11 protein-coding genes and 2 pseudogenes are annotated in these 11,945 nt (G+C 73.8%); 4 read left to right on the top strand and 9 right to left on the bottom strand.

All coding sequences use genetic code 11. The features are described 5' to 3' along the window. Both ACWCYO_RS18955 and ACWCYO_RS18950 read right to left on the bottom strand, forming a co-directional pair. Positions 1–710, bottom strand: a pseudogene (locus ACWCYO_RS18955) (histidine kinase); the annotation flags it as partial. Between the two features lie 331 nt (positions 711–1,041). Beyond that, positions 1,042–1,773, bottom strand: a complete 732-nt coding sequence (locus ACWCYO_RS18950; protein ID WP_449784840.1) for a TetR/AcrR family transcriptional regulator — start codon at positions 1,771–1,773, stop codon at positions 1,042–1,044. A 119-nt stretch (positions 1,774–1,892) separates the two neighbouring features. Between ACWCYO_RS18950 and ACWCYO_RS18945 the strand changes: the two genes are divergently transcribed. After that, on the top strand, positions 1,893–2,978 hold the full coding sequence (locus ACWCYO_RS18945) for an alpha/beta fold hydrolase (RefSeq protein ID WP_449784839.1): 1,086 nt from the start codon (positions 1,893–1,895) through the stop codon (positions 2,976–2,978). Here ACWCYO_RS18945 and ACWCYO_RS18940 read toward each other — a convergent pair. Then, a complete protein-coding gene (locus ACWCYO_RS18940; protein ID WP_449784838.1) occupies positions 2,953–3,918 on the bottom strand; it encodes a molybdopterin-dependent oxidoreductase in 966 nt (321 codons plus the stop codon). The two genes, ACWCYO_RS18945 and ACWCYO_RS18940, sit on opposite strands and share 26 nt — an antisense overlap. A gap of 171 nt (positions 3,919–4,089) precedes the next feature. On the opposite strand from ACWCYO_RS18940, the gene ACWCYO_RS18935 reads away from it, so the two are divergent. Beyond that, positions 4,090–4,491, top strand: coding sequence for a VOC family protein (locus tag ACWCYO_RS18935; protein WP_270145944.1), 402 nt, complete (start codon positions 4,090–4,092; stop codon positions 4,489–4,491). Positions 4,492–4,498: 7 nt separating this feature from the next. On the opposite strand, the gene ACWCYO_RS18930 is transcribed toward ACWCYO_RS18935, so the two are convergent. Next, entirely contained in the window at positions 4,499–5,182 is a 684-nt protein-coding gene (locus ACWCYO_RS18930; protein WP_449784837.1) for a helix-turn-helix domain-containing protein, read from the bottom strand. Between the two features lie 147 nt (positions 5,183–5,329). Beyond that, on the bottom strand, positions 5,330–6,838 hold the full coding sequence (locus ACWCYO_RS18925) for an MFS transporter (protein ID WP_449784836.1): 1,509 nt from the start codon (positions 6,836–6,838) through the stop codon (positions 5,330–5,332). A gap of 240 nt (positions 6,839–7,078) precedes the next feature. Here ACWCYO_RS18925 and ACWCYO_RS18920 point away from each other — a divergent pair, with 240 nt between their 5' ends. After that, positions 7,079–7,858 (top strand): TetR/AcrR family transcriptional regulator, encoded by a 780-nt coding sequence (locus ACWCYO_RS18920; RefSeq protein WP_270145938.1) that lies wholly within the window; start codon positions 7,079–7,081, stop codon positions 7,856–7,858. Positions 7,859–7,914: 56 nt separating this feature from the next. Here the strand turns inward: ACWCYO_RS18920 and ACWCYO_RS18915 are convergent, their stop codons facing one another. Further along, a complete protein-coding gene (locus ACWCYO_RS18915; protein ID WP_449784835.1) occupies positions 7,915–8,706 on the bottom strand; it encodes an isocitrate lyase/PEP mutase family protein in 792 nt (263 codons plus the stop codon). Next, positions 8,703–10,040 (bottom strand): hypothetical protein, encoded by a 1,338-nt coding sequence (locus ACWCYO_RS18910; protein WP_449784834.1) that lies wholly within the window; start codon positions 10,038–10,040, stop codon positions 8,703–8,705. The genes ACWCYO_RS18915 and ACWCYO_RS18910 overlap by 4 nt, the downstream gene beginning before the upstream one ends. A gap of 83 nt (positions 10,041–10,123) precedes the next feature. Here ACWCYO_RS18910 and ACWCYO_RS18905 point away from each other — a divergent pair, with 83 nt between their 5' ends. Next, a complete protein-coding gene (locus ACWCYO_RS18905; protein ID WP_270145934.1) occupies positions 10,124–10,867 on the top strand; it encodes an ArsR/SmtB family transcription factor in 744 nt (247 codons plus the stop codon). A gap of 42 nt (positions 10,868–10,909) precedes the next feature. Here the strand turns inward: ACWCYO_RS18905 and ACWCYO_RS18900 are convergent. Continuing rightward, positions 10,910–11,011: pseudogene (locus ACWCYO_RS18900) on the bottom strand (mycothiol transferase); the annotation flags it as partial. Positions 11,012–11,097: 86 nt separating this feature from the next. Next, a complete protein-coding gene (locus ACWCYO_RS18895) occupies positions 11,098–11,895 on the bottom strand; it encodes a VOC family protein (RefSeq protein ID WP_449784833.1) in 798 nt (265 codons plus the stop codon). Positions 11,896–11,945: the final 50 nt, after the last annotated feature.

Below are 11,945 nucleotides of genomic sequence, written 5' to 3'. Positions count from 1 at the left end.
AGCACCGCGTCGTGGTGCTCGTACATCCGCGTCATCTCGGCCGGGCCCAGGCCGTGGGTCTGGCGGCGCAGCCGCCGCCGCACCAGCACCGCCCCACCGGTGCCCACGGCGAGCGCGGCCGCCGCACCGCCGAACAGGACCGGCAGCTGCCGGCTCACCGCGCCGCCCGTGTTCTTGACGTAGTACCCCACCGAGAGGAAACCGGCGACCGAACCGTCCGGCCTGGTGATCGCCACGGTGGTGTCCACGTCGGGTCCCAGCGGTATGTTCTCGGTCACGGTGTACGGCCCCTTCAGGGCTGGTTCGTAGTCGCCGTAGACGTGCTTTCCGATCAGCTCGGGATGGGCGGTCTGGGCGTAGCGGGTCCCGTCGGTGCCGAAGATCACGATGTAGTCGAAACCGCCGCTCTTCTGCACGTCCACCGCCAGCGGCTGCAGCACCGCGGTCGGATCGGCGCTGTCGAGAGCAGCCGCCAACCCGGGATAGCGCGACAACGTGACGGCCGCAGCGCGCGTGCTGTGCGCCGCATCACTCGTGGCGAAGCTGTGGGCCTGCAGGATGAGCGTCGTCAGGGCCGCGCCGACCAGCAGCACCACGACGGCCAGCAACCACAGGAACACCTGACCGGCGACACTGCGCACCCGCAGCCGCGAGCGCAGCCGTGCCCAGGCGGACCGGTGTTCCCCCGGTCCGTCCTGTGCCTTGCTCAAGGGCATGCTCCCTGTGTGCATCCGGGCTGTCCCCGCGCGTCCGGGTCCCCTCCTCCACGCTGCCACCCTGCCCGAAGACGCGCACGCGCGAGGCCCACGGCGGGCAGGACGGATCGCCGTGACGCGGGCGGTGGTCGCGCCGGTGGCGCGGAGTTCGCCGCGGGCGCGGTCGGCCCAGGGTGCGGCGGCGAGCTGCTCGAACCCGTCCAGGGCGGCCCGGAGCTGGGTGCGGGCCTCGGTGGTGCGGCACAGTCGGCGCGGCCGCTCGCCGTAGAGGAGCGCGATCCGTCGGAAGGCCGGACCGCTGTGGAGCGGTCCGGCCTTCGGCGCGCTACGCGGGCTTCGTCGGCTGGTCGAGGAGCAGCTGGATCCCGTCGAGGATCCGGGCGAGCCCGAACTCCAGCGGGTCGACCGGGTCGGGGGCGAAGGCCCCGGCGGCGATGGCCCGGGTGAGGGTGGGGAAGCGGTCGGCGTGGCGTTCCAGCAGCTCGCCGGTGAGGTGGTTCCACTCCGCGCTGTGCTGCTCGTCGAAGTCGGCGTCCTGCTGGGCGAGGGTACGCACCAGGCCCGCGACCAGGACGAACACCCGGTGCTGCTCGGCCGCGGTCAGCCCGCTGGGCTCCAGGGCGGCGAGGGCGGCGTCGAGCCAGCCGAGCTGGTTGGGGCCCATCAGCTGGCGGCGCATGGCGGTGACCGCCAGCAGCCAGGGGTGGGCGCGGTGGATCTCCGCGGAGCGGCGGGCCCAGGCGGTGATCCGCTCCCGCCAGCCGGGCCCGGCCGTCGAGAGGTCGGGGGCCTCGGCGAGGACGGACTCGACCATCAGCTCGACCAGTTCGGCCTTGCCGGGCACGTAGCGGTAGAGCGCCATCGCCGAGACGCCGAGCCCGACGGCGACCTTGTTCATCGAGACGGCGTCCAGCCCCTCGGTGTCGGCGATCACCACCGCGGCGGCGGCGATGCGCTGGGGGGTGAGGCTCGGCTTGGGCCCCCGGGTCGGCTGGTCCTGCTCACCCCACAGCAGTGCGACGCCCGCGCGCAGGTCGCGCGCCTTCTCCCTGGCCATCCCAGCCTCCCTCTCGACGGTCCTCAGCAGGTTCCGGGCACCGCCCGTTGACAGCGCCTCAGAACTGTATATACCTTAAACGCATCTGCTGATGAGATAAACAGTTTGGGGGATACGCCATGCTCGCCACCATCGCCACCGTCTCCGCCGCCACCCTCGCCACTCCCGTCGCCGGACTGCTGGGCTACCGGCAGCTCAAGCGCGCCGCGTTCGCCCAGCGGCTGCGGATCACCGCCCCGACGGGCATCGAGGAATCCGGCTTCGTCCGGATCGGCGGCATCGACCAGTGGGTCTCCATCCGCGGCGAGGACCGCCGCAACCCGGTCATCCTGGAGATCCTCGGCGGCCCCGGCGCCTCCAACCTGGTCTTCCTCCCCCGCACCCACGTCTGGGAGGAGCACTTCACGATCGTCCGCTGGGACATGCGCGGCGCCGGCTTCACCTTCGCCGCCGGCGGCCCGGACGGGCAGGGCGAGCTCAGCTACCCGCAGCTGTACCGCGACGCCCTGGAGGTCACCGAGCACCTGCGGGCCCGGCTCGGCGTCGACCGGCTGCTGCTGGTCGCCAACTCCTTCGGCACCGTCCTCGGCCTGCGGCTGGCCCGCAACCACCCCGAGCTGTACTCCGGCTACGTCGGCACCGACCAGAACATCATCGACGGCGGCCGGGAGCGCACCGCCTACGATGCCCTCCTCGACCGGCTGCGAGCAGCGGGCCGGAAGAAGGAGAAGGAGCTCGCCACCGCCCTGGCGATGGGCGCCGACCGCTCGACGTGGACCACCAAGGACGTCGCCGAGTACAACAAGCTGGTCCTCACCAGCGACCCGCTCTCCTACGACACCATGAAGACCGTGGTGATGCGCTCGCTCTGGTTCTCACCCCTGCACACTCTGCGCGGCCTGCGGTCCTATCTGAAGGCCATGGAGTTCTCCGAGCGGCTCCAGTCGGAGGCCGTGGCCTTCGACGAGCGCACGGAGGGGACGGAGTTCCGGATCCCGTTCTTCGTCTTCCAGGGCGACAGCGACGTGCTCACCCCGCCCGCCCCGGCCAAGCGGTTCTTCGACGAGGTCACCGCCCCGGTCAAGGAGTTCGCGCTGATCCGGAACGCCAGCCACTTCGCGAGCTTCCGGCACCCCGACCAGTTCCTCGACCTGATGCTCACCAAGGTCCGCCCGGCGATCACCGCCCAGCCGGTCGCCCACTGATCTCCGCGGTCACCCGTATCTCGTGGACGGCGTTGCGGTCCCCGGTGAGCGGCTGGACCCGCCCGGCGGAGTCGGTGGCCCGGCAGCGGATGCGGTGCGGGCCCGGTGCGAGGTCGTGCCGGAGTCGGAACCGCTGCCAGCCGAGGCCCGGGCCGCGCCGGTCCAGCTCGGCGGGCTGCCAGTCGGCGTCGTCCACGGCGATCTCGACGGCCGTCACCTCGGTGGAACTCCAGGCGTAGCCCGCCAGTTCGCAGGCGCCGGCCGGAACGGACCGTCCGTCCCGCGGGGTGAGCAACTTGCTGCTGACGTCCTTCTCACGGACCGGCCGGGCCTCGCTCTCCCCCGGCAGGACGCGGGTGTACAGCCGGGTGGTGAAGAGGTGCTCGGGGCGCTCGGCGGCCAGCACGATCCGGGTCAGCCACTTGACCGAGTTGGTACCGAACATCCGCGGCGCCACCGCCCGTACCGGATGGCCGTGGTCGGGGCGCAGCGGTTCGCCGTTCATGGTGTGGGCGAGGACGACTTCGGCGCGCGCCTCGTCCAGCGGCAGGTCCTTGAGGTAGCTCAGGCCACTCTCCCCCGCGAAGTCACCGCGGTCGGCGCCCTCCAGCCAGACGTGCCGGGCCTGCGGCAGCGGGACGGCCAGCGCCAGCACGTCGGCGAGCGGGACACCGGCCCACTGCAGGTTGGTGACGGCACGGGTCGGCACGGTGGGGCGCAGTGGGTTGCCGAAGCACTCGTGGACGGCGCTGAACCCGGTCTGCGGCAGGCCCTGGAGATCACCGAAGTCCAGCCGCAGCGGCCGCTCGACCAGGCCCTCGACGGTGAGCGTCCAGGTGGCGGGGTCGAGCTCCGGGTGCCGGCCGAGGTGGCTGCGGACGAAGACCTCGTCGACCGGCGTGAGGAAGACGTCGGGTGTCTCCGGATCCGTCCTGAACATGCGTCACGCCCCCGTGTGAACATCACTGTTGCCGTGGTCGACGGTACAAGGACCGACTGACAACGGGCCTGCCCGGCCGCCGCTCAGGCGCGGGACTCCCGGCCCGGGTAGCGGCCGCGCACGTCCGATTCGTTCAAGACCGCTCGCCCGCGCCCGCCTACCGTGGCCGCCATGAACAGCACACCCGCACCTCGGTTCGCCTTCATCGGCCTCGCCGTCTCCGACATGGCCGCCTCGGTCGCCTTCTACCGGCGGCTGGGGCTCGCCTTCCCCGAGGGCTCCGAGCAGGAGCCACACGTCGAGGCCGAGCTGCCCGGCGGCCTGCTCCTGGTCCTCGACGCCGAGTCGACCATCCGCTCCTTCCACCCCGGCTGGCAGCCGCCGACCGGCGGTGCCCGGGCGGGGCTGGCCTTCCGCTGCCAGAGCCCGGCGCACGTGGACGCGGTGTACCGGGAGCTGACCGGCGCCGGGTACCACGGGGAGCTGGAGCCGTGGAACGCCTTCTGGGGTCAGCGGTACGCCTCGCTGCGCGACCCGGACGGCAACGGGGTCGACCTGCTGGCGCCGCTGTAGCCCGGCCTCACAGCAGAGCCGTCGCCCGCGTTCCCGCTAACTCCCTTACCTCGCGCGCCAGATGCGCCTGGTCCGCGTAGCCCGTCCGGGCCGCCGTCTCGGCGAGCGGGACGCCGGAACGGGCCAGCCCCAGGGCGCGCTGCAGCCGCAGGATCCGGGCGAGGGTCTTGGGGCCGTAGCCGAAAGCCACCAGCGAGCGGCGGTGCAGCTGCCGCGCCCCGAGCCCGACCGCCTCGGCCGTCGCCGCGACGCCGCGCCCGGCCGCGAGCGCGGCGGCCACCGCCCGCACCAGCGGGTCCTCGGGCCGTGCCGCGGCCGCCAGGTGCAGCGCCAGCTCCTCCAGCGCGACGGCCGGGTCGGGCGCCGCGTCGACCCGCTCGGTCATCCGCCGCACCTCGCCGCCGGGCCACAGGTCCGCCAACTCGACCCGGCGGTCCCGCAGTTCGTGCGCCGGAACGCCGAGCAGGGCCGACCCGGCGCCGGGCCGGAAGCGGACGCCCGCCCACGACTCGCGCAGCCCCGGCCCGGGCCGGAACGCCCGGGTGTCCGGCCCGGCGACCAGCAGCCGGCCCTCCGTCCACAGCAGGTCCATGCACCCGTCCGGCAGCACCAGGCCGCCGGCTCCCGCCCCCTTCGTCCACAGCACCGCCCCGGACAGCCGGGACGGGCGCTCCGCGTAGTGGGTGGACATGCCTCGAAGGCTACGCGGACCGGGCGGGCACCGCGTCCCGGGAGCCCCCGGTGCGCCGGGCGGCAAGCTCGTCCGTACGGACGCCACCGGCCCCGGCTGCGCGAGGCAGCCGGGGCCGGTGGGGGGCGCAGCCAGTGCGACGAGGGCTCAGGCCGCCACCTCGACGGCGGGTTCGGCCGCTTCGGCCGGCGCCGCCGCCCCCGCCTTGCCCCGCATCAGCACCAGGGTGAGCGCCGCCGCCACCAGGACGGCGATCCCGCCGACCGTGAAGGTGGTGGAGGTGGCGGTGTTGAAGGCCTCCCGGGCGGCCCGGGCCAGGGCGGTGTCGCCGCTGCCGGCGGAGAGGGCGAGGGCGTCGGTGATGGCGTGCCGGGCGGGGGCGGGGGCGTCGGTGGGCATCGAGCCGGTGTAGGTGCTGGAGAGCACGGTGCCGAGGATGGCCACGCCGAGCGCGGCGCCGGACTGCTGGACGGTGTCGTTGAGCGCGGAGCCGACGCCGGCGTGCTCGCCGGGGATCGCGCCCATCAGGGCGTTGGCGGCGGCCGGCATGCCGAGGCCGGAGCCGATGCCGAGCACCAGCATGGCCAGGGCGACCTTGGTGAAGCCGTCGCCGACCGAGAGCGTGGCGAGCAGGCCGAAGCCGCCGGCGATGATCACCATGCCGATGGAGGTCAGCACCCGGGCCGGGAGCTTCTTGCCGAGCGCGGCGCCGATCACGTTGAAGGCGAGCGAGGCGACGGCCAGCGGGATGAAGGCCAGGCCGGTGTCGGTGGGCGTGAACTCCAGGACGAACTGCAGGTACTGGGTGAGCACCAGCATCAGGCCGCCGGTGGCGAAGGTGAGCAGGACGAGGGAGAAGCTCGCGCCGGTGAAGACCCGGTTGCGGAAGAGCTTGAGCGGGACCATCGGCGAGTCGGTGCGGACCTGGCGGATGCCGAAGCCGGTGAGCGCGGCGACCGCGACGGCCAGCGAGCCGAGGGTGTTGGCGTGGGCGAAGCCGTCCCGCGGGATGACGATGATCGACCAGACCAGGGCGGTCATGCCGACCATCGAGAGCAGCATGCCGGGCAGGTCGGGCTTGCGCCACGGGCCCTTGGACTCGGGCATCAGGACGACCGCGGCCAGGATGGCCACCGCCGCGACCGGCACGTTGAGCAGGAACACCGCGCCCCACCAGAAGTGCGCGATCAGCGCGCCGCCCAGCACCGGACCGCCGACCAGGCCGATCATGGCCACCGCGCTCCAGGCGGCGATCGCCTTGGGCCGCTCCTCGTCGTCGAAGACGGTGATCAGGATGGAGAGCGTGCTCGGCATGACCAGGGCGCCGCCGACGCCCATCAGCACACGACCGGCGATCAGCTCGGCGGGACTGGAGGCGACCGCCGCGACCAGCGAGGCGGCGCCGAACAGCGCCAGCCCGATGATCATCACTTTTCGTCGGCCGAACCGGTCGGACAGGCTTCCCGAGGTCAGCAACAGCCCGGCGAAGACCAGGATGTACGAGTCGATGATCCACTGGATGTCCTGCGCCCCGGCCTTGAGGTCCTCCGCTATCGGCGGGATGGACACCGTGAGCACCATGTTGTCGATCACCAGCACCAGGCTGCTGAGGCAGAGCACGACCAGGATGAGCCAGCGACGCGGGTGACGGTCCACCGCGATCCCCCTTCGGTTCGGCGCGCCGGCCGCAGCCCCGCGCACGTCCTCGCGTCGGCGGCAGCCGCGCGGAAGTCCTCGCGGCGCACACCGTCCGCCCGTCCCCGACCGAACGGTGTGCGCTACGCCGAACACTGTACGGAGACCGAACACTGTTCGCAAGACCGTACGGTGTGCGGCGCCGGGGCCTATGCTGGACCGACCGCACCCGACCAGGGGGCACGTTGAATGGAGAGCCAGATGACGGCCAAGCCGGAGGACGACACCCCGCCGGAGCACCGGACCGGCGCCCAGCCGGGCATCCCGTCGCCGTGGAACCGTCCGCAGAAACGGCGGACCCAGCCCGCCCTCAGCCGCGAGCAGATCGTCACCGAGGCCTTCGCACTGCTGGACGCCGAGGGCATCGACGCGCTGAGCATGCGCAAGCTCGGCGCCCGCCTCAACGCCGGCGCGACCTCGCTCTACACCCACGTCGCCAACAAGGACGAACTGCTCGCCCTGGTCGTCGACCACGTCTTCGGCGAACTCCCGCTGGCCCGCGCGGAGGGCGCCGAGGACCCGAAGGTCTGGCGCGCGGCCGTCGTGGAGTGCACCGAGGGCATGCGCGCGGCCATCATGCGCCACCCGTGGATGGTCTCCGTGATCGGCGACGTCGGGATGGTCTACCTCGGCCCCAACTGGATGCGGCTCTCCGAAGCCCTGCTGGCCGTGATGGAGGCGGCCGGCTTCGAACTCGCCGAGGCCAACGACATGATGAGCGCGGCCATGGGCTACACCATCGGCACCGCCTGCGTGGAGGCCGCCTGGCTGAGCGCGCTGGCCAGGAGCGGCCAGGGCGAACAGGAGTTCATGAACCAGCTGCTGCCCGCCGTCATCGAGGCCACCAAGTCGCATCCGCGACTGCACCGGCTGTACACCACCCAGGTGCCGGAGGAGATCGAGGCGGGCCGGGACAGCAGCTTCCTGCGCGGCCTCAACGTGATCCTGGACGGGATCGAGGCGAGGCGGTCCAGGGCCTGAACCCGGACCGCCGCTCAGGCGCGGAAGAACCTCAACTCCCCTTCAGCGCCCGGACCTCAACCCCCGCTCAGCGCCCGGACCTCGGCGTAGCCGGGCACCGGACCGACCGGCCCGCCCGAGGCCACGGCGGCGGCCGTCGCCACCGCCGCCGCCAGTGCCGAGCGGTACAGCAGCGACCCCAGGCTGACCCGGGCCACCCCGAGCCCGGCCAGCTCGGCGAGACCCGGACCACCCGGCGTCCAGAGGATGTTGAGCGGGACGGACAGCCGGCCGACCAGCCTGGCGATCGCGGCCGGCTCGCTCAGCGCGGGTACGAACACGCCGTCCGCGCCCGCCCGTTGGTAGGCGTCCAGCCGCCGTACGGTCTCCGGCTCGGGGTCGTCGTTCCCGCACCAGTAGGCGTCGGTGCGGGCGTTCACGAACAGCTCCGGCACGGCGGCCTTCACCGCCGCGACCTTCGCGACGTGGACGGCGGTCGGCGCCAGGGTGCCGTCCGGCCGGCCGTCCTCCAGATTGATGCCGACCACGCCCGCCGCCGCCAACTCGACGGCCAGATCGGCTACTTCGACCGGGTCATCGCTGAAGCCGGACTCCACGTCGACGCTCAGCAGGTAGTCGTCGCGGCCCAGCCGCCGGGCCAGCCGTACGGTCTCCGCGCGGGTGGCGGCGGCGCCGTCGGGCAGGCCGGCGGCGGCCGCCACGCCCAGGCTGGTGGTGCCGATCGCGGGGTGACCGGCGGCGGCGAGGGCGGCGGCCGAGGCGTGGTCCCAGGCGTTCGGGAGCAGCAGCGGACGGCCGCGGCGGTGGTGCAGGGCGGCGAACGGGGTCATCGCGTCGAGCGGGCTCATCGCGTCGCCTCCCGCTGCCGCTCGATCGGACCCACCGAGTCCACGTAGTAGGCACCGGCCCCGGCGAGGTGGCAGACGATCTGCCGGAAGCTCCAACCCTTCCCCGGCGAGTCGTCCAACTGCCGTTCCGGCAGCGCGGCGACCCGCTGGGCCCAGATCCGGCCGAGCCGGGTGAGCCGGCTACGGGCCTCGTCCAGGTCGGCGGCGGTGAACGGCACCAGGTCGGCCGGGGTGGTGACCTCGGAGGCGTGCCAGTGGTCGGCGGCGGGCGGCTCGCCGGCCAGGCGGGCCTCCAACTCGGCCCAGTGGTCGATGAGATGGTCGGTGACCCGGCGAAGCGCCTTGTGCGGAGTGTAGGTTCGGCCGTCGGCGTTGACGATCGGGCGCCCGTCCCAGGCCGTCCAGGTGTCCGCCAGGGCGAGCACGTGGTCGATCATCTCCGGGATCAGGGTGGCGAGTTCGACCTGGCCGAGGTGGTCCTCGGCGGGCGGCCGGGACGTGTCCGCCGGGTCGGAGGATCCGTACAGGATGCCCTCGGCGATCGCCAGGGCGTGCGAGCGGCCCGGGCAGAGCCGGGGCGGGGCGCCGAAGGCCAGCGGCTCGCGGTCCGGTTCCCGGGCGGCGTCGAGGTCGAGCAGCACGTGCGCCCCGGCCGGGACCGCGACCCCGCCGACCTCGGTCGCCCGGGCGGCGAACCGGCGCATCGTCCGCAGCGGCGGATCGTCCCGCAGGGCGGCGGCCGGTCCGCCGCTGCGCCGGGCGTGCTCGACCAGGGTGGCGGTGGCGTCACAGGCCTGGACCAGCAGGCCGATCCGGTTCGCCGCCGTCTCCGGGTCGTCGTCGCCCATCGCGGGCAGCAGCCGGGCCACCGCCGCGTCCGCCGCCGGGTCGTCCGGCGCCGGCTCGAAGTACGCCCGGCCGACCACCCGCACGTCCCGCGCGACGGCCTCCGGATCGGCCAGGCCGAGCGCCCGTGCGAGCGTCCGCACCACCCGCAGCCGTACGTCCGGCTCGAAGCCGCCCGCGGCCAGGACCCGCAGCCGGGCGGGGTCCAGCCGTTCCAGGTCGGCCAGCACCAGCGCCCGGCGCCGGGCGTGCGGCTCGCCCGCGCTGAACCGGGCGACGGTGGCCCGCAGCCAGGCCACCGTGCCGTACCGGCCGGGCGTCGCGGGCGGCGGGACGAGCGCCGGATCGGCCAGGGCCGCGGTCACGTCCTGGTAGCGGGAGAAGGTCAGTTCATGCGGGGTCAGTTCATGCGGGGTCGGATCGTGCGGGGCCGGACGGTGCGGGGTCGGATGGTGCGGGGTCGGATGGTGCGGGGTCGGATCGCTCATGCCCGCCATCGTGGCCCCGGGTCGTTTCGGTCCCGGCCGAACCGTGCCGGGTCGACCATGGAGGCATGGCCGACCATGGACGCATGCCAGTGGACCACCGGGGCTCGCCGCTCGCCGCCTTCGCCGCGCTGCTCGCCGACCCCACCCGCGCCGCCTTCTGCTCCGCGCTGCTGGACGGCCGCGCCTGGACGGCGGGCGAACTGGCCCGCGCGGCGGGGGTCGCACCGTCCACGGCCAGCGAGCACCTGTCCCGGCTGATCGCGGGCGGGCTGCTGACGGAGGAACGGCAGGGGCGGCACCGGTACGTCCGGCTGGCCTCCCCCTCCGTCGCGACCCTGATCGAGGACCTCACCGTCTTCGCCGAGGCCATGGGCGAGGCGACCGCTCCTACCGACACCCGCAACAGCCGGCCGGCACCCCGCAACCTCCGCGAGGCCACCCGGCAGAGCGCCGAGGCCCGCGCCCGTACCTGCTACGACCACCTGGCCGGCCGCCTCGGCGTGGCCGTCGCCGACGCCCTGCTCGCCCGCGGCCTGGTCACCGACCACGCCGGGCTCGCCGTCACCGAGCGCGGCCACGACTGGCTCGCCGCACAGGCGATCGAACTGCCACCGCGCACCGGCCGCCCCGGCGGGCGCCCGGTGGTGCGCGGCTGCCTGGACTGGACGGAGCGCCGCAGCCACCTCGGCGGCGCGCTGGGCGCGGCGCTGTGCCGCACCGCGCTGGACCGCGCCTGGGTCGAGCGGATCGGTTCCGGCCGGGCCCTGCGGGTCACCCCGGACGGCTGCCGGGCGCTGCACGAGCTGCTCGGCGTCGAGGTGTCCTGAATCCGGGCCGTCAGCGCTCCGACCGCTCAGCCCATCGACCGCTCAGCCCATGGACTTCGCCCCGTCCAGCGACTCCCGGATGATGTCCGCGTGCCCGGCGTGCTAGGTCTCCGCGATCAGGTGCAGCAGCACCCGCCGGGCCGCCTGCTCGTCGGTGAGGTCCCGGACGGTGCGCCGCGGCAGGCCGCGGTGCTTGTCCAGGGTCTCGACGAGTTCCTCGCGCTCCCCCGTCAGACGTCCACGGTCGACGGCTGCTCGCCCACCCTCCGGCCGAGGTCGATCAGCCCGAACGCCGCGCCCTGCTGGTCGCCGACCGCCGCGAACCGCCCGAACGGACTGTCCACCGGCCCGAAGTAGACCGTGCCGCCGTGCTCCTTCAGCCGCTCGATCGCGGCGTCGGTGTCGTCCACGGCGAAGTACACGCTCACGTACGAGGGCGCCTCCGGCGGCAGGACGTCGCCCGCCGCCCCCGTCCGGCCCAGCACCGGCCGGCCGCCGACCAGGAACATCCGGTAGTCGATCTGCTCGGAGTCCATCTTCCGCGTGCCGTACGGGAACACCGCCGGGAAGAAGGAGTCGGCCTTGCCCGGCTCGCGGGTGACGATCTCGGCCCAGCTGTACGCACCGGGCTCGCCCTGCTTCTCGAAGCCCTCGTGGGCCTCGCTCTGCCAGACGCCGAACGCCACCCCGCCCGGGTCCCTGGCGATCACCATGGTGCCGAAGTCGCCGACCTGCATCGGCCCCATCACCACCTCGCCGCCGTTGGTCCGGATCCGCTCGGCGGTGGCGGCGGCGTCCGGCGAGGCCAGGTACAGGCACCAGGCGGACTGCGCCTGGCTCCCAGGCATCGGCGGCACGATCGCGGCCACCGCCTTCCCGTCCGAGTACGCCTGGGTGTAGTTGCCGAACTCCGACGAGCCCTCGCCGAAGGTCCAGCCCAGGACGTGCCCGTAGAAGGCCTTGGCGCCCTCCAGGTCGGTGAACATCGCGTCGGCCCAGCAGGGTGTGCCCTCAGGTAGCGCAGCCATCTCTCAGCCCTCGTCCGTGACGGTGCGGACGCGCGCCGGAAGGCGCGCGC

The organism is Kitasatospora sp. NPDC001683 (assembly GCF_053596495.1).
This window is presented reverse-complemented; position numbering and strand designations above follow the sequence as displayed.

Coding starts and splice junctions, on each gene's coding strand:
- ACWCYO_RS18950 (WP_449784840.1), bottom strand. CDS start 1,773: ATGGCCAGGGAGAAGGCGCGCGACCTGCGCGCGGGCGTCGCACTGCTG.
- ACWCYO_RS18945 (WP_449784839.1), top strand. CDS start 1,893: ATGCTCGCCACCATCGCCACCGTCTCCGCCGCCACCCTCGCCACTCCC.
- ACWCYO_RS18940 (WP_449784838.1), bottom strand. CDS start 3,918: ATGTTCAGGACGGATCCGGAGACACCCGACGTCTTCCTCACGCCGGTC.
- ACWCYO_RS18935 (WP_270145944.1), top strand. CDS start 4,090: ATGAACAGCACACCCGCACCTCGGTTCGCCTTCATCGGCCTCGCCGTC.
- ACWCYO_RS18930 (WP_449784837.1), bottom strand. CDS start 5,182: ATGTCCACCCACTACGCGGAGCGCCCGTCCCGGCTGTCCGGGGCGGTG.
- ACWCYO_RS18920 (WP_270145938.1), top strand. CDS start 7,079: ATGACGGCCAAGCCGGAGGACGACACCCCGCCGGAGCACCGGACCGGC.
- ACWCYO_RS18915 (WP_449784835.1), bottom strand. CDS start 8,706: ATGAGCCCGCTCGACGCGATGACCCCGTTCGCCGCCCTGCACCACCGC.
- ACWCYO_RS18910 (WP_449784834.1), bottom strand. CDS start 10,040: ATGAGCGATCCGACCCCGCACCATCCGACCCCGCACCATCCGACCCCG.
- ACWCYO_RS18905 (WP_270145934.1), top strand. CDS start 10,124: ATGCCAGTGGACCACCGGGGCTCGCCGCTCGCCGCCTTCGCCGCGCTG.
- ACWCYO_RS18895 (WP_449784833.1), bottom strand. CDS start 11,895: ATGGCTGCGCTACCTGAGGGCACACCCTGCTGGGCCGACGCGATGTTC.